This window comes from Erwinia sp. E602 (genome assembly GCF_018141005.1).
In the GTDB taxonomy this organism is placed as follows: domain Bacteria; phylum Pseudomonadota; class Gammaproteobacteria; order Enterobacterales; family Enterobacteriaceae; genus Erwinia.
In genome coordinates, this window is the sequence record NZ_CP046582.1 from 3,921,074 (window position 1) to 3,937,589 (window position 16,516).

16 protein-coding genes are annotated in these 16,516 nt (G+C 62.1%); 11 read left to right on the forward strand and 5 right to left on the reverse strand.

All coding sequences use genetic code 11. The features are described 5' to 3' along the window. Positions 1 to 33: 33 nt before the first annotated feature. Positions 34 to 2,475, reverse strand: a complete 2,442-nt coding sequence (gene hrpB / locus GKQ23_RS19630) for an ATP-dependent helicase HrpB (protein ID WP_212409212.1) — start codon at positions 2,473 to 2,475, stop codon at positions 34 to 36. Between the two features lie 76 nt (positions 2,476 to 2,551). Between hrpB and thpR the strand changes: the two genes are divergently transcribed. The 9 genes from thpR to panD all read left to right on the forward strand — a co-directional run bounded on the left by thpR (position 2,552) and on the right by panD (position 9,664). Then, the gene (gene thpR / locus GKQ23_RS19635; RefSeq protein ID WP_212409213.1) at positions 2,552 to 3,079 is read left to right on the forward strand and encodes an RNA 2',3'-cyclic phosphodiesterase; all 528 of its coding nucleotides are present in this window, start codon (positions 2,552 to 2,554) and stop codon (positions 3,077 to 3,079) included. A 9-nt stretch (positions 3,080 to 3,088) separates the two neighbouring features. Then, on the forward strand, positions 3,089 to 3,793 hold the full coding sequence (sfsA, locus tag GKQ23_RS19640; protein WP_056236240.1) for a DNA/RNA nuclease SfsA: 705 nt from the start codon (positions 3,089 to 3,091) through the stop codon (positions 3,791 to 3,793). 217 nt (positions 3,794 to 4,010) lie between these two features. After that, positions 4,011 to 4,466 carry an RNA polymerase-binding protein DksA gene (dksA, locus tag GKQ23_RS19645; RefSeq protein ID WP_056236238.1) on the forward strand — a complete coding sequence of 152 codons (456 nt, stop codon included), beginning with the start codon at positions 4,011 to 4,013 and terminating at the stop codon, positions 4,464 to 4,466. Between the two features lie 68 nt (positions 4,467 to 4,534). After that, a complete protein-coding gene (gluQRS, locus tag GKQ23_RS19650; protein ID WP_212409214.1) occupies positions 4,535 to 5,443 on the forward strand; it encodes a tRNA glutamyl-Q(34) synthetase GluQRS in 909 nt (302 codons plus the stop codon). 58 nt (positions 5,444 to 5,501) lie between these two features. Next, positions 5,502 to 6,917: a polynucleotide adenylyltransferase PcnB gene (gene pcnB / locus GKQ23_RS19655; RefSeq protein WP_212411898.1), complete on the forward strand. Its 1,416-nt coding sequence runs from the start codon at positions 5,502 to 5,504 to the stop codon at positions 6,915 to 6,917. Continuing rightward, complete coding sequence (gene folK, locus GKQ23_RS19660; RefSeq protein ID WP_212409215.1) at positions 6,914 to 7,393, forward strand: 2-amino-4-hydroxy-6-hydroxymethyldihydropteridine diphosphokinase; 480 nt, start codon at positions 6,914 to 6,916, stop codon at positions 7,391 to 7,393. The genes pcnB and folK overlap by 4 nt, the downstream gene beginning before the upstream one ends. A 120-nt stretch (positions 7,394 to 7,513) precedes the next feature. Next, positions 7,514 to 8,308, forward strand: a complete 795-nt coding sequence (panB, locus tag GKQ23_RS19665) for a 3-methyl-2-oxobutanoate hydroxymethyltransferase (protein WP_056236226.1) — start codon at positions 7,514 to 7,516, stop codon at positions 8,306 to 8,308. Positions 8,309 to 8,322: 14 nt separating this feature from the next. Further along, positions 8,323 to 9,177 (forward strand): pantoate--beta-alanine ligase, encoded by an 855-nt coding sequence (gene panC / locus GKQ23_RS19670; protein WP_056236219.1) that lies wholly within the window; start codon positions 8,323 to 8,325, stop codon positions 9,175 to 9,177. 106 nt (positions 9,178 to 9,283) lie between these two features. Continuing rightward, the gene (gene panD / locus GKQ23_RS19675) at positions 9,284 to 9,664 is read left to right on the forward strand and encodes an aspartate 1-decarboxylase (protein WP_056236215.1); all 381 of its coding nucleotides are present in this window, start codon (positions 9,284 to 9,286) and stop codon (positions 9,662 to 9,664) included. Positions 9,665 to 10,118: 454 nt separating this feature from the next. Here panD and GKQ23_RS19680 read toward each other — a convergent pair whose 3' ends face one another. Next, a complete protein-coding gene (locus tag GKQ23_RS19680; RefSeq protein WP_056236212.1) occupies positions 10,119 to 10,889 on the reverse strand; it encodes an ABC transporter permease in 771 nt (256 codons plus the stop codon). Beyond that, complete coding sequence (locus GKQ23_RS19685) at positions 10,886 to 11,812, reverse strand: ABC transporter ATP-binding protein (protein WP_056236208.1); 927 nt, start codon at positions 11,810 to 11,812, stop codon at positions 10,886 to 10,888. Before GKQ23_RS19685 ends, GKQ23_RS19680 begins: the two co-directional genes overlap by 4 nt. A gap of 107 nt (positions 11,813 to 11,919) precedes the next feature. Here GKQ23_RS19685 and can point away from each other — a divergent pair, with 107 nt between their 5' ends. After that, positions 11,920 to 12,582 (forward strand): carbonate dehydratase, encoded by a 663-nt coding sequence (gene can, locus GKQ23_RS19690; protein WP_056236206.1) that lies wholly within the window; start codon positions 11,920 to 11,922, stop codon positions 12,580 to 12,582. A 95-nt stretch (positions 12,583 to 12,677) separates the two neighbouring features. Here can and hpt read toward each other — a convergent pair whose 3' ends face one another. Further along, a complete protein-coding gene (gene hpt / locus GKQ23_RS19695; protein ID WP_056236204.1) occupies positions 12,678 to 13,214 on the reverse strand; it encodes a hypoxanthine phosphoribosyltransferase in 537 nt (178 codons plus the stop codon). Positions 13,215 to 13,463: 249 nt separating this feature from the next. Here hpt and GKQ23_RS19700 point away from each other — a divergent pair, with 249 nt between their 5' ends. After that, on the forward strand, positions 13,464 to 14,747 hold the full coding sequence (locus tag GKQ23_RS19700; RefSeq protein ID WP_212409216.1) for a cystathionine gamma-synthase family protein: 1,284 nt from the start codon (positions 13,464 to 13,466) through the stop codon (positions 14,745 to 14,747). 147 nt (positions 14,748 to 14,894) lie between these two features. Here the strand turns inward: GKQ23_RS19700 and cueO are convergent, their stop codons facing one another. Beyond that, a complete protein-coding gene (gene cueO, locus GKQ23_RS19705) occupies positions 14,895 to 16,505 on the reverse strand; it encodes a multicopper oxidase CueO (RefSeq protein ID WP_212411900.1) in 1,611 nt (536 codons plus the stop codon). Between the last annotated feature and the right edge of the window lie 11 nt (positions 16,506 to 16,516).

A 16,516-nucleotide genomic window follows, 5' to 3' on the forward strand; every position in this document is an offset into this window, starting at 1 on the left:
ATTGCGGAAGGGGAACCTTCTGAAATGGAGGGATTAATTCGGTGTACTAAATTTTTTGACCCGCCGGGTCGGCTGCGCGTTTGCCGGGTCGTCAGGCCAGAGATGTTTCGGGTAGCGACCTTTCATCTCTTTCTGCACCTCACGCCAGGCACCGGCCCAGAACGCCGCCAGATCGCGGGTGATCTGCAGCGGGCGTTGCGCGGGGGAGAGCAGTTCCAGCACCAGCGGCACGCGGCCTGCGGCAACGGTGGGGTTTTGCGCCTCGCCGTACATCTCCTGCAGGCGCACCGCCAGCACCGGCGGCTTATCTTCATGATAGCCGATGGGCAGGCGGCTTCCGGTGGGCACAGTGTAATGAGTTGGCAGAGCACTATCCAGCTGCTGACGTTGTGACCATGTGAGCAATTGTAAGAGCGCGGCGTAAATATCCACCTGCTTCAGCGCCCTGCCATCGCCGACCCCACTCATGGCCGGCAGCAGCCACTGTTCCAGCGTCGCCAGCAGCGCCGCGTCATCCACCGCCGGCCAGTCGTGCTCCGGCAGCCAGCGTGCGGCGCAGATCAGCCGCAGGCGCAGCTGCTGCGCCTGTACGCTCCAGTTCAGCACCGCCAGCCCCTTCTGCCGCACCCAGCGCAGCATGGCGGCGTGCAGATCGGGCGCGTCCGGTTTGGCCAGCGGCTGTGATTTTAGCACCAGCTGGCCAATTTGCTCGCGGCGCCAGGCGCGCAGCGTCGCCTTCTCGTCGTCCCACTCCACTTCCGTCTGCTTTTGCACCAGCGCGGGCAGCTCGCGCAGCAGCGGCTCCAGCGAAATCGGCAGCGCCTGCAGGATGCGCGCTTCGCTCTGGCTGCCGCTCTGAAGAAGCTGTGGCGCGATCAGCCATTCATAATGGGTCAGCGCGTCATCATGGTCCAGCGACGCCCCGCTGCCGTTAGCCAGCTGATAGCGACCATCGTCGCCGCGCCGTCGGGCAATGCGGTCCGGGAAGGCGGCCGCCAGCAGCCGCGGCAGCCGCGCCGGGTCGGCCTGCCCCCCGCTGACACCCAGCCGCTGCTGCAGCTGGCGCGCGCGGCGCTGCCACTGCGGCAGGCGGCGAGAGAAGCTGTCACGCAGATCGCTGCTGCCGCGCTGTGGCTCCTCAAGGATTGCCACCAGCTGACAGGCGCTGGCCACCGCATCCGGCTCGCCGTCCGCGGCCAGCAGCAGCGCCGCCAGCCGGGGTTCGCTGCCCAGCACCGCCATGCGGCGGCCTTTCGCCGTCAACGGGCCCGCGGCCTCACAGGCACCGAGCTGCAGTAACAGCTGACGCGCCGCGTGAATGCCGGCCTGCGGTGGCGTATCCAGCCAGCGCAGCTGCCCCACGTCGTGGCACCCCCACTGCAGCACGTCGAGCCACAGCGGCGCCAGATCGCTGTTGAGGATCTCCGGTTCAGAATACGCCGCCGCGCGCTCCGCCTGTTCGGCGGGCAGCAGGTGCAGGCAGATCCCCGGCTCCAGACGCCCGGCACGGCCGGCGCGCTGGGTCATTGAGGCCTGGCTGACGCGCTGGGTCAGCAACCGGCTGATGCCGCTGCGCGGATCGAACTGCGCGCTGCGCTCCAGCGCGCTGTCCACCACCAGGCGGATCCCTTCGATGGTCAGGCTGGTCTCGGCAATATTGGTCGCCAGCACCACCTTGCGCCGACCGGCGGCGGCGGGCAGGATCGCCCGACGCTGTTCGGCCAGCGACAGCGCGCCGTACAGCGGGCAGAGGTCGACGTCTGCGGCCACCGTCTCCGCCAGCTCGCGCTGCACCCGCTGGATCTCCGCTACGCCGGGCAGGAACAGCAGCAGCGAGCCGTGCTCCTCGCGCAGCAACTGGCTGACCTGGCGGGCCACCGCCTGTTCAAAGCGCAGGTTTGCCGCCAGCGGCTGATAGCGACGTTCGACCGGAAACGAGCGCCCTTCGGAGACAATCAGCGGTGCCTGCGGTAAATACTCGCGCAGGCGGCTGTTATCCAGCGTGGCCGACATAATCAGCACGCTCAGATCGTCACGCAGCCCCTGCTGCACGTCCAGCAGCAGCGCCAGCGCCAGATCCGCCTGCAGGCTGCGCTCGTGAAACTCATCGAGGATCACCAGCGACACGCCTTCCAGCATCGGATCCTGCTGCAGCATGCGGGTGAGGATCCCTTCGGTCACCACCTCCAGGCGGGTCTGCTGGCCGCTGCAGCTTTCACCGCGCATGCGGTAGCCCACGGTGCCGCCCGGCTGCTCACCCAGCTGTTCGGCCAGACGCTGCGCCACGTTACGCGCCGCCAGCCGCCGCGGCTCCAGCAGCAAAACTTTGCCTTCAAAATCGGCCTGCTTAAGGATCTGCAGCGGCAGCCAGGTGGATTTACCCGCGCCGGTCGGGGCGGCCAGCAGCACCTGCGGGGAGGTCTGCAGCGCCGTTAACAATTCAGGCAACACGGCACTGACGGGTAATAAACTCACGATCTGCTCCAGAACGTCATGGTCTTAATCTGCCCGCCATTGTAGCATTCCCGGCACAGATTTACCGGAGGGCGCGATGCGTGAACAAAAACGGCTGTTTTTCGGCCTTGAACTGCCGCAGCAGTGCCGGCAGGAGCTGATTGCCTGGCGGGCCGCCACCTTCCCGGCGGAAGCCGGCCAGCCGATGGCCGCCGACAGCCTGCACCTGACGCTGGCTTTTTTAGGCGAGGTGAGCGAGGAGAAAACCCGCGCGCTGATGCAGCAGGCCGGGCGTATCGCGCAGCCGGGTTTTACTCTGACGCTGGATGATGCCGGCCACTGGCCGCGCTCCGGCGTGATCTGGCTGGGGCCGCGCCAGGCACCGCGTGGACTGCTGCAGCTGGCAGCGCTGCTGCGTTCCCAGGCGGCGCGCAGCGGCTGTTATCAAACGCCGCTGCCCTTTCATCCGCATGTCACATTACTCAGGCAGGCTCTGCAGCCGGTGTCACTGCCGCCGCGGAATTTTTGCTGGTCATTTCCGGTTGAGCGCTTCGTGCTGTTTCAGTCGCAATTTTCCCGCGGCCGAACCCGCTATCAGGCGCTGGCAGAGTGGGCACTACGATAAGGATTTCCTATGGAATTTTACCCGGCACTGCGGCCCGCGCGGCTGGTCCAGCGCTATAAACGCTTCCTGGCCGATGTGGTAACCCCACAGGGCGAGGCGTTAACGATTCACTGCGCCAATACCGGCGCGATGACCGGCTGCGCCACCCCGGGGGATACGGTGTGGTATTCGACGTCAGACAGCCTGACGCGCAAATACCCGCACAGCTGGGAGCTGACCGAAACCGCTCAGGGACACTGGATCTGCGTCAACACCCTGCGCGCCAATACCCTGGTGCGTGAAGCGCTGGAAGCGGAACGCATCCCCGAGCTGGCCGGTTACCCGCTCCGGCAGCCGGAAGTAAAATATGGCAGCGAAAACAGCCGTATTGACTTCAGGTTACAGGCAGAGGGTCGCCGGGACTGCTATATTGAAGTGAAATCCGTGACGCTGTTACAGCAGGGTAAAGGGTATTTTCCGGACGCGGTGACCACCAGGGGCCAGAAGCATCTGCGCGAGCTGACTCAGATTGCGCAATCCGGCCAGCGGGCGGTTCTGTTTTTTGCGGTTCTGCACTCGGGGATTGAGGACGTAGCCCCCGCACGGCATATTGACGCGCGTTACGCAGAACTACTGGCTCAGGCACGGCAGAGCGGGGTGGAAGTACTGTGCTATAAGGCGCGGTTATCACCCGAGGGGATCGCCCTTGATAATGCGATTAAGGCAGAGTTGTAAAAGCGCTCACAGTTTGCTGTGATACGCCCGATTACGCTTTTCCTCACAGGCTTGTCAAGATGCGATCAGGAATAATTGCCAACCCGAATCGCTTCTGTTATTTATAGCGGCCTGTTTTTTCCCCGCAAGGGGAGCGATATCCCCGAAGTTTCTCGCCCGGGCCGTTCAGGCCGGCAGAAAAGTGACGGGTATGTGCGTGTTATCCAGGAGAAACAACATGCAAGAAGGGCAAAACCGTAAAACCTCGTCTCTGAGTATTCTCGCCATCGCTGGAGTAGAGCCTTACCAGGTGAAAGCGGGCGAAGAGTATATGAACGAAGCCCAGCTGGAGCACTTCAGGAAGATCCTTGAAGCCTGGCGTAACCAGCTTCGGGATGAAGTGGACCGCACTGTTTCGCATATGCAGGACGAAGCGGCCAACTTCCCCGATCCGGCTGACCGCGCCACGCAGGAAGAGGAGTTCAGCCTTGAACTGCGTAACCGCGACCGTGAGCGTAAGCTGATCAAAAAGATCGAGAAGACGCTGAAGAAAGTGCTGGATGACGATTTTGGCTACTGCGAGTCCTGTGGCGTTGAAATCGGTATCCGTCGCCTTGAAGCACGTCCGACCGCCGATCTGTGCATCGACTGCAAAACGCTGGCAGAAATCCGCGAAAAGCAGATGGCCGGCTAAGGTAGATGGAAGGCGCAATGAAGCCGGGAATGCTGTCTCCCGCTTCATTGCCCTGCTCCCCCCGTATTATGTCATCACGCTATATCGGGCGTTTTGCCCCCTCACCCTCCGGCGATCTGCATTTTGGCTCTCTGATAGCCGCCCTTGGCAGTTATCTGCAGGCGCGTGCGCAACAGGGAACCTGGCGGGTGCGAATTGAAGATATCGATCCGCCGCGTGAGGTGCCGGGTGCCGCCAGCCGCATTCTTCAGCAGCTTGAGCATTACGGCCTGCACTGGGACGGAGAGGTGCTGTGGCAGTCGCAGCGCCATGAGGCTTACCGCGCGGTGCTGGCGCAGCTGCACCAGCAGGGGCAGAGCTATTTCTGCACCTGCACCCGCAGCCGTATTCAGCAGGCCGGTGGGCTGTACGACGGCCACTGCCGCACGCGTCAGCACGGCCCGCAAAACGCCGCCGTGCGTCTGCACGTCAGCCAGCCGGTGGGCCAGTTCAGCGACCGTCTGCGCGGCACGGTGCAGGCCGATGCGCGGCTGGCGGCTGAGGACTTTATCATCCACCGTCGCGATGGCCTGTTTGCCTATAATCTGGCGGTGGTGGTTGATGACCACTTCCAGGGCATTACCGAAGTGGTACGCGGCGCGGATCTGATTGAGCCGACGGTGCGCCAGATAACGCTTTATCAGCAGCTGGGCTGGCCCGTGCCTGCACATCTGCACCTGCCGCTGGTGCTCAATCACGACGGTAACAAGCTGTCGAAGCAGAACCACGCCCCGCCGCTGCCGCCCGGTGACCCGCGCCCGGCGCTGGTACAGGCGCTGGCGTTTCTCGGCCAGCCGCTGGCTGCCGGCTGGCAGGATTTGACGCTACAGGGGCTGTTACAGCAGGCGATCGCTGACTGGAATCCCTTACAGATTCCCGTAAAGGATGCGCCACTACAGGATAAGGCGACTTCATCATTCTCAAATGGATTACTCTGAGCTATGATTAGCCGCTGTTTTTACCGACCAGATTTATTTGTCACTATCGAGGTGTCCCATTTTTACCCGAGTTGCTAATTTTTGCCGAAAGGTTCTCAGTCGCGATAGCGTGTTGCCGGTAGCCGAGGTAGAGGAAGTGCGTCAGATGACCGTTATCCCTCGCGATCGCCATACTATCTCGCGCAAGGACATCAGCGAAAACGCCCTCAAGGTGCTGTACCGCCTGAACAAAGCCGGTTTTGAGGCCTATCTGGTCGGCGGCGGCGTGCGCGATCTGCTGCTGGGTAAGAAGCCGAAAGATTTCGATGTGACCACCAACGCCACCCCGGAGCAGATGCGTAAGCTGTTCCGCAACTGCCGGCTGGTCGGCCGCCGTTTCCGCCTGGCCCACGTCATGTTCGGCCCGGAAATCATTGAGGTCGCGACCTTCCGTGGCCATCACGAAGCCGAAGCACAGCCAGAAGATGACCGCAACAGCTCGCAGCGCGGCCAGAACGGCATGCTGCTGCGCGACAATATTTTCGGTTCGATCGAAGATGACGCCCAGCGCCGCGATCTGACCATCAACAGCCTGTACTACAGCGTCGCCGACTTTAGCGTGCGCGACTACGTTGGCGGGCTGAACGACCTGCAGCAGGGCATTATCCGCATGATCGGCGATCCGGAGACGCGCTACCGCGAAGATCCGGTACGCATGCTGCGCGTGGTGCGCTTTGCCGCCAAACTGGATATGCGCGTGGCGGCGGAAACCGCCGAGCCGATTCCGCGCCTGGCGACGCTGCTGCGTGATATCCCTGCGGCACGTCTGTTTGAAGAAGCGCTGAAGCTGCTGCAGGCCGGCCACGGCTACCAGACCTATCTGCGCCTGCGCGAGTATCAGCTGTTCCAGCCGCTGTTCCCGATGATCACACGTAACTTCACCGAACAGGGTGACAGTAATATGGAGCGGATGATCCTGCAGGTGCTGAAAAATACCGATACCCGCATCAGTAACCAGATGCGTGTCAATCCGGCGTTCCTGTTTGCCGCCATGTTCTGGTATCCGCAGCTGGAAGCGGCGCAGAAAATTGCCCAGGAGAGCGGGCTGGCTTATTACGACGCCTTTGCGCTGGCGATGAACGACGTGCTGGATGAAGCCTGCCGTTCTCTGGCGATCCCGAAACGCATTACCACCCTGGTGCGCGATATCTGGCAGCTACAGCTGCGCCTGTCGCGCCGCCACGGCAAGCGCGCGTGGAAGCTGATGGAGCATCCTAAGTTCCGCGCCGCCTATGACCTGCTGGCGCTGCGCGCCGAAGTGGAGAACAATTCAGAGCTGCACCGCCTGACCACCTGGTGGGGCGAGTTCCAGGTCTCCGCGCCGCCGCAGCAGAAAACCATGCTCAACACCCTTGGTGACGATCCGGATCCGCGCCGCCGTACCCGCCGCCCGCGCAAGCGCGCGCCGCGCCGTGACTACAGCAGCAACGAATGACCCGCGTTTATCTGGCGCTGGGCAGCAACCTGGCCGACCCGCTGCATCAGGTGCAGTCCGCGCTGGACGCGCTGGCGGCCATTCCCGCTACCACGCGGGTTGCCACCTCGTCGCTGTACCGCACCCCGCCTTACGGCCCGCCGGACCAGCCTGACTATCTCAACGCCGCCGTGGCGCTGGAGACGACGTTAAGCCCGGAAGCGCTGCTCGATCATACCCAGCGTATTGAGCTGGAGCAGGGGCGGGTGCGTAAGGATCACCGCTGGGGCCCGCGCACGCTGGATCTCGATATTATGCTGTTCGGCTCGCTGACCCTGGCCAGCGAGCGGCTGACCGTGCCGCATTACGACATGCACAACCGCGCCTTTATGCTGCTGCCGTTGCTGGAGATTGCACCGGACCTGCGCCTGCCCGATGGCACCGTGCTGGCCGCTTTACTGGCAACACTCGACAGCAGCAGCATCCGCCGCTGGTAATTGGCAAGACGGCTGCCTCCGCGATGGATGCCGCTTTGCACGCCCTGCCCCTTCCATTAAGATACGCCCATCGTTTTCCAGTGACCGGATGCAGCACAACCCCGGTATTTTGAGGACACCATGAAACCAACAACCGTCGCCACGCTTCGCCAGTGGAAGCAGCAGGGGCGCAAATTTGCCTCACTCACCGCCTATGACTTCAGTTTCGCCCGCCTGTTTGCCGACGAAGGCATTCCGGTACTGCTGGTGGGAGACTCGCTGGGCATGGTGGTGCAGGGGCACGACTCCACGCTGCCGGTCTCCGTCAGCGACATCGCCTACCACACCGCCGCGGTGCGCCGTGGCGCACCGGCCGCGTTGCTGCTCGCCGACCTGCCGTTTATGAGCTATGCCACTCCTCAGCAGACTTTTGACAGCGCCGCCGTACTGATGCGCGCCGGGGCTAATATGGTCAAGCTGGAGGGCGGTAAATGGCTGGCGGAAACGGTGCAACAGCTGACCGAGCGCGCGGTCCCGGTCTGTGGTCACCTTGGCCTGACGCCGCAGTCGGTAAACGTATTCGGCGGCTATAAGGTGCAGGGGCGCGAGCAGGCCGACGCCGACCGCCTGCTGGAAGACGCGCTGGCGCTGGAAGCGGCCGGCATGCAGCTGCTGGTGCTGGAGTGCGTGCCGGTGGCGCTGGCGCAGCGCGTGACCGAGGCGCTGGCAATCCCGGTGATCGGCATCGGTGCCGGTAACACCACCGACGGCCAGATCCTGGTGATGCATGACGCCTTCGGCGTCACCGGCGGCCATATTCCGAAATTTTCGAAAAACTTCCTCGCCGAAGCCGGGGAGATCCGTGCCGCCGTTCGTCAGTATGCGGCAGAAGTGGAGGCCGGGACCTACCCGGCGGCCCAACACAGTTTCCAGTAACAAGGGAGAATACCGTGCTGATTATTGAAACTCTGCCGCTGCTGCGTCGCGAAATCCGTCGCTGGCGGCAGGACGGGCAGCGCATTGCGCTGGTGCCGACCATGGGCAACCTGCACGACGGCCATATGACGCTGGTCGATGAAGCCCGCGCCCGCGCGGATATCGTCGTGGCCTCGATTTTCGTCAATCCGATGCAGTTCGAACGTGCCGACGACCTGGCCCGCTACCCGCGCACGCTGCAGCAGGACTGCGAAAAGCTCAACCAGCGCGGCGCAGACCTGGTGTTTGCCCCGGCCCCCGCCGATATCTACCCGCAGGGGCTGGGCGAGCAGACCTTTGTCGAGGTGCCCGGACTTTCCACGCTGCTGGAGGGTGCCAGCCGTCCGGGGCACTTCCGCGGCGTCTCCACCATCGTCAGCAAGCTGTTTAATCTGGTGCAGCCGGACGTGGCCTGCTTCGGCGAGAAGGATTACCAGCAGCTGGCGCTGATCCGCAAAATGGTAGCGGATATGGGCTTTGACATTGAGATTGTCGGCGTGCCGACCGTGCGCGCGAAAGATGGCCTGGCGCTCAGCTCGCGCAACGGCTACCTGACCGCAGAGGAGCGCAAGATCGCTCCCCTGCTGAGCCAGGTGATGAATCAGGTGGCAGAACAGCTGGCCAGCGGCGAGCGCCACGTGGACGAGCTGATTTCCGGGGCAGAAACCCGCCTTGCTGAGCAGGGCCTGCAGGCCGACGGCCTGGCGATTGTCGATGCCGACACGCTGCTGCCGCTGACCGTCGACAGCCGCCGGGGGGTGATCCTGATGGCCGCCTGGCTCGGCAAGGCGCGGCTGATCGACAACCAGCAGGTTGATCTGACGCAGTAAATCATTTGCGCGGCTCCGGCACACCGTGAGCCGTTTTTTAGCACGCTCCGCGCCAGGCCAGACCGCAGGTCTGCCTGCTGACCGGAGGAATAACCAGGGTGAGTTTATGGTACGCACTATGCTGCAGGGCAAGCTGCACCGGGTGAAGGTGACCCAGGCAGATCTGAATTACGAAGGTTCCTGCGCCATCGATCAGGATTTTCTCGACGCTTCCGGCATTCTGCAATACGAAGCCATCGACATTTATAACGTTAACAACGGCCAGCGTTTTTCCACCTACGCAATCGCGGCGGAACGCGGATCGAAGATTATCTCGGTCAACGGCGCGGCGGCACGCTGTGCCTGCGCCGGCGACCTGCTGATTATCTGTTCATACGTGCAGATGAGCGACGCCGAGGCGCGCGAGTGGCAGCCGAAAGTGGCCTACTTTGAGGGCGACAACCAGATGAAACGGCTGGCGAAAGCCGTGCCGGTTCAGGTTGCCTGACTGGTAAAAGGATGAGCATTGCTGCCCCTACGCAAAGGCTTTTTTGTGGTTAGACGGAGCCTGGTTCAGGTCGCCTGCTAGCACGGTGTCTTGCTCAGGGAGCCTGTGGGAGAAAACCGTTAACTCCGTGCCCGACTTCCATCCCTGCGTTTGCATTGTTTGCAGGTGACATCATCTGCGGGTTCGGCGATCGATGGACTGTGGCAGCAATATCAGAACGTTCGGGCAATCGGGTATATCCGGGTTAGCGGACCGTCGACGGCCAGGGATGGCCGGCGCCGAGCCTCCATGGACGGACTCGTGGCGTGTCCGCGTTCCGGATATACCCGATACGCCGGGCACCGGAACCCGCAGCGACTTCTGCTTTGTGCGGGCCATCCCTGGCCCGCGATGCTTTGCTCCGTGTACAGGCTGCCATCGCTGTAATGGCGGAGCCGTCTGGCGAGAGTCCTTGTCAGGTGCGCAGTCCGCGCCCGCGCTGAATCAGCGTCCACACCAGCGCGTAAAACACCAGGATAAACGCCACCAGCACGCCTAAGGTGAACACCAGCGGCACGTCGTTGATGCCGAGGAAGCCGTAGCGGAAGCCGCTGATCATATAGACGATCGGGTTCAGCTTCGACACCATCTGCCAGAACGGTGGCAACAGGGTCAGCGAGTAGAATACCCCGCCGAGGTAGGTCAGCGGCGTCAGCACAAAGGTCGGGATCAGGCTGATATCGTCAAAGGTACGGGCAAACACCGCATTCAGCAGCCCGGCCAGCGAGAACAGCACCGCCGTCAGCACCAGCGTCACCGCCACCATCAGCCAGGAATGCACGTGGAACGGCACGAAGAACAGTGAAATCGCGGTCACCAGCACGCCCACGCAGATGCCACGCGCCACGCCACCGCCGACGTATCCGGCAATAATCACGTGCGTCGGCACCGGTGCCACCAGCAGCTCTTCAATATTGCGCTGGAACTTGGCGCTGAAAAATGATGACGCCACGTTGGCATAGGCGTTGGTGATCACCGCCATCATAATCAGCCCCGGCACGATAAACTGCATATAGCTGAAGCCGTGCATCTCACCGATGCGCGAACCGATCAGGTTGCCGAAGATGATGAAATAGAGCGTCATGGTGATCACCGGCGGCACCAGGGTCTGGATCCAGATGCGCGCAAAACGGTTAACCTCTTTCGCCCAGATACTCTTCAGGGCCACCCAGTAAAGATGTGTCATGCTTTTTCTCCTCTGCGCCCGTTCACCAGGTCGACAAACAGCTCCTCCAGACGGTTGGCCTTATTACGCATACTCAGTACCTGCACGCCCTGGCTGGAGAGCTGGCTGAACACGCTGTTCAGCCCCTGCTCACGCAGCACCTCAACTTCCAGCGTCGAGGTATCCACCAGTCGGTACTGGAACCCCTGCAGCTGCGGCAGCGGGCTTTTCGGCGCGAGATCGAGGATAAAGGTTTCCGACTTCAGCTTGGACAGCAGCCCCTTCATCGAGGTGTTTTCCACCAGCTCACCGCGCTGGATAATGCCGATATTGCGGCACAGCATCTCCGCCTCTTCCAGATAGTGGGTGGTGAGGATAATGGTGGTACCACGGGCGTTGAGATCCTGCAGGAAGGTCCACATCGAGCGGCGCAGCTCGATATCCACCCCGGCGGTAGGCTCGTCGAGGATCAGCAGCTTCGGCTCGTGCATCAGCGCGCGGGCGATCATCAGACGACGCTTCATACCGCCGGAGAGCATCCGCGCCCGATCGTTGCGCTTCTCCCACAGGTCGAGCTGTTTTAAGTATTTTTCCGCGCGCTGCAGCGCCTCGGCCTTCACCACGCCGTACAGGCCGGCCTGGCTGACCACGATCTGCAGCACGGTTTCAAACTGGTTGAAGTTAAACTCCTGCGGCACCAGCCCGAGCTGGCGCTTGGCGTTGACCACGTCCTGCTGCAGGTCGTAGCCAAATACCCGCACCTTACCGCTGGTTTTGTTGACCAGCGAGCTGATAATGCCGATGGTGGTGGATTTGCCGGCCCCGTTGGGCCCGAGCAGCGCATAGAAGTCGCCGGCTTCAACCGCCAGGTCGATGCCCTTTAGTGCCTGAACGCCGCCCGCATAGGTTTTGGTCAGCTTTTCAAGTTCCAGTGCATAAGTCATAGGTAAAAAAGCACCCTGTTTTGTTGAGGTATCTCGTTTGTGATGTTCAAGCCGGTAGCCTTGCCCTATATTACCGCCACGCAATTACGCCACTGGCCGAGCCCATTATGAAAGATATTGAAACCCTTATCAGCAATAACCGTGAATGGTCAAAGCTGATGAAAGAGGAAGATCCCGGTTTTTTTGAACACCTTGCTCAGTCACAAAAGCCCCGTTTTCTGTGGATCGGCTGCTCTGACAGCCGGGTACCGGCCGAACGGCTGACCGGGCTGGAGCCGGGCGAACTGTTTGTGCACCGTAACGTCGCCAACCAGGTGATCCACACCGATTTAAACTGCCTGTCGGTGGTACAGTACGCGGTGGATGTGCTGGAAGTGGAGCACGTGATTATCTGCGGTCACTACGGATGCGGCGGCGTACAGGCGGCGGTAGAGAACCCGGAGCTGGGCTTAATCAACAACTGGCTGCTGCACATCCGCGATCTGTGGTACAAGCATAGTTCGTTTCTCGGCCACCTGGCACCGGAAAAACGCTTTGATAAACTTTGCGAAATCAACGTTGTTGAACAGGTTTATAACCTCGGCCACTCCACCATCATGCAGTCAGCGTGGAAGCGCGGACAAAAAGTCTCGCTGCACGGCTGGGTCTACGGGATTCAGGATGGCTATCTGCGCGATCTGGAAGTCACCGCCACCAGCCGCGCCATTCTGGAGCAGCGCTACCGCCACTGCATCGCTAACCTGCTGAACGGCCCCGACCTGAACCCGTAAGTTCAGGGGGCGCATTTTATAACAGGCCGGAAAATCCGGCCTTGGTCGATTGTGCGGTGGCCTGCAGATTGTGCGGTGGCAGGCCGCAGGCGGGGTTACTCGTCCAGCATCACCACATGGCCGACGTACGGCAGGTGGCGGTAGCGCTGGGCGTAGTCAATACCGTAACCGACCACAAACTTGTCGGCGATGCTGAAACCAACGTACTCCACCGGCACCTCAACCTCGCGGCGTTCCGGCTTATCCAGCAGGGTACAGATCGCCAGCGACTTCGGCCCGCGCAGGCTGAAGATCTCACGCACCTTGCTCAGGGTATTGCCTGAATCAATGATGTCTTCCACGATCAGCACGTCTTTGCCGCGAATATCTTCGTCGAGATCTTTCAGGATCTTCACGTCGCGGGTGCTGGTGGTGCCATTACCGTAGCTGGAGGCGGTCATAAAATCGACCTCGTGCGGCACGTCAATGGCGCGGCACAGGTCGGCCATAAACATAAAGGAGCCGCGCAGCAGCCCCACCAGCACCATTTCGCTGCCGCTGTCGCGGTAGTGGTCGCTGATCTGTTTACCCAGTTCGGCAATGCGGGATTTGATCTCGGCTTCGGAGATCATCACTTCAACGGTATGTTTCATAGCTCTTCAACGGTGGTTTCAGGAAAGCAGCGCAGTTTATCACACTTCCCCGCCCCTTACCTGCCGTTGCGCAACCGCCGTTTCCGCGACCGCGCAACAGACATTCAGACTGCTATACGTAAAGATAGCCATATATAATATCGCATAAAAGATTAAGCATAGAACCTTTATGTATTTATCCTCTCCTTCCCACGCAGGTATGCTTATGCGCAATGTTAATAACGCCCCCTGCCGCAGGCTGGAGAACCCATGACGTCCTCACATTCCAAAAAAACCCATATCGGCAGCCGTGAGCTGCAGCCTGAAACCCAGATGCTGAACTACGGCTACGACCCGTCGCTGTCTGAAGGGGCGGTAAAACCCCCGGTGTTTCTGACCTCCACTTTCGTGTTCAACAGCGCGGAAGAGGGTCGCGACTTCTTTGACTACGTTTCCGGCCGCCGCGAACCACCGCCGGGCGGCGGCAACGGGCTGGTCTACTCACGCTTTAATCACCCCAACAGTGAAATCGTTGAAGACCGGCTGGCGGTGTATGAGCGCAGCGAGAGCGCGGCGCTGTTCTCCTCCGGCATGTCGGCGATCTCTACCACGCTGCTGGCGTTTGTCCGCCCGGGTGACGTGGTACTGCACTCGCAGCCGCTGTACGGCGGCACTGAGACGCTGCTGAGCAAAACCTTCCATAACCTGGGCGTGACCAGCGTGGGCTTCAGCGACGGCGTCGATGAAGCGGTGGTGCAGGCGGCAGCGGACGCGGCGCTGCTGCAGGGGCGCGTCTCGGTGATCCTGATTGAATCCCCGGCCAACCCGACCAACAGCCTGGTGGATATTGCGCTGATCCGCCGGGTGGCGGATCGCATTGAACAGCAGCAGCAGCACCGCCCGGTGATCGCCTGCGATAACACCCTGCTCGGCCCGGTATTCTCGCGGCCGATTGAGCACGGTGCCGACCTGTCGCTCTACTCGCTGACCAAATACGTCGGCGGCCACTCGGATCTGATCGCCGGCGCGGCGATCGGCAGCAAAGCGCTGATCCGTCAGGTGAAGGCGCTGCGTAGCGCGATCGGCACCCAGCTCGATCCGCACTCCAGCTGGATGATTGGCCGCTCGCTGGAGACGCTGGCGCTGCGCATGGAGCGGGCCAACGACAATGCGGCCGCGGTAGCCGCCTTCCTGCAGAGCCACCCGAAGGTAGAGCATCTGCACTATCTGCCGTTCCTTGATGCCGGGTCGGCGGCCGGAAAAGTGTACCGCGCTCAGTGCAGCGGCGCCGGTTCCACCTTCTCCTTTGATATTGTCGGCGGCGAGGATGCCGCCTTCCGTTTCCTCAATCAGCTGCAGCTGTTTAAGCTGGCGGTCAGCCTCGGTGGCACCGAATCGCTGGCCAGCCACCCGGCCAGCACCACCCACTCCGGCGTGCCGCTGGCCGTGCGCGAACGTATCGGCATTCAGGCCGCCACGGTCCGGCTGTCGATTGGCATTGAGAATAAAGACGATCTGATCGAGGATCTGCGGCTGGCGCTGGACGCGTCATAACTGTCGCGGGCCTGCGGCCTGCAAATGGGCGTGCATCCGCCTGCGGCCACAGACCGGTGAGGCAGCGGTCACAGGTCAGGCGTGCTGCCCCGTCATCATCCGGGCCAGCAGCGTTGCCTGTGAAGGCGGAGGCATCCACGCTGCGTACTACGCCACGGTAAAACCAAGCATCATGCCGGTATCTTCATGCTCCAGCAGATGGCAGTGCGCCATGTATGCATGCTGTGCGTCGGCCAGGTGATTAAAGCGCACCAGCACCTCGCTGCGTGCGCCCTCCACCCGCACCGTGTCCTTCCAGCCGCTGCGGTGGGCGGCCACCGGCTTGCCGTTTTCGCTCAGAATACGGAACTGGGCGCCGTGGATATGGAACGGATGCAGCATCATGTCGCCCTCACCCGAAATCGTCCACTTCTCCAGCTCGCCGCGCTTCACCGCAAACGCCGGTTTCGCCATATCAAAGGCCACGCCGTTGATCTGATTACCCTGATGGAAATCGTAGACACCCGGCTGCCCGGTTGTCATCCCGCCGTGGTCCATGCCGCTCATCCCGCCGGATGTCGTCGCAGCCTGGGCAACTGGCGCTGCCGCCGGGGCATGGCCGCCGTGGCCGTCCATCGCCATGCCGGCCATCGCCGCATGACCATACTTCTGCATCAGCGCGGTCATCCCCAGCCGGTCCAGTTCCGGGTCCATCATCAGCTGCAGCCAGCGGCTGGTCAGCCCCTGCGCTGACGGCACGACGGGCAGGTTCGCCAGCTTATCCGGCAGCGTGCCGCTGGCGATAATGCGCAGCGGGGTAATGGCCAGCAGCGGCAGCGGCTGGTCAAACGGCTGCAGCGTCATGCCCATCTGACGTACCGGCAGGGTCTGCAGATTAAAGGGTTTACCGTCAGCGGTATCCACCAGCACCTCATAACGTTCACCCGGCAGCATCGGCAGCTCGCTGACTTTCACCGGCTCCGCCAGCAGGCCACCGTCGCTGGCGATAACGTACATTGGCCGCTGGTCATCGATGCTCAGGTTCAGCGAGCGGGCGTTGCAGCCGTTCAGCAGCCTCAGGCGCAGCCAGCCGCGCGGCACGCCGTGCTGCGGGTAGATCGCACCATTGGTCAGCATGGTGTCACCAAACCAGCCGACCGCCGCGCTCATCACGTCCAGCTGATAGTCAATGCGGCCGTCCGCGCTCAGGCGCTTATCCTGCAGCACCAGCGGAATGTCGTCGACGCCCCACTGCTTTGGCAACAGCAGCGCGTCACTTTCCGCATCGTTAAGCAGCACCAGGCCGGCCAGCCCCTGCGCCACCTGATACCCGGTACGGCCATGCTGGTGCGGGTGAAACCAGCAGGTGGCCGCGGGCTGATCGGGGGTAAAACTGACTTGCCGGCTCTGGCCGGGTTCAATCCGCGCCTGCGGCCCGCCGTCCACCTCACCCGGCAGTTCCAGCCCGTGCCAGTGGACGGTGGTCGCCTCCGGCAGCCGGTTATGCAGGGTAATGTTGACCGTTTTACCGCGATCCAGCCGCAGCGCCGGGCCGAGCAGGTCACCGTTGTAACCCCAGGTCGGCACCGATTGACCGCGCCACTGCGTGCTGCCGGCCTGCGCAACCAGGCTGATGTCGCCGCGGGCATCGGCGCCGAGCAGCGCCGGGATCGGCAACAGCGGGCGGGACTCAGCCGCCAGCAGCGAACGGCTCCACAGCGGCAGCGCGCTGGCCGCACCCAGCGCGGCACTTAACTTGATAAACTCTCGACGTTGCATCATTCATTCCT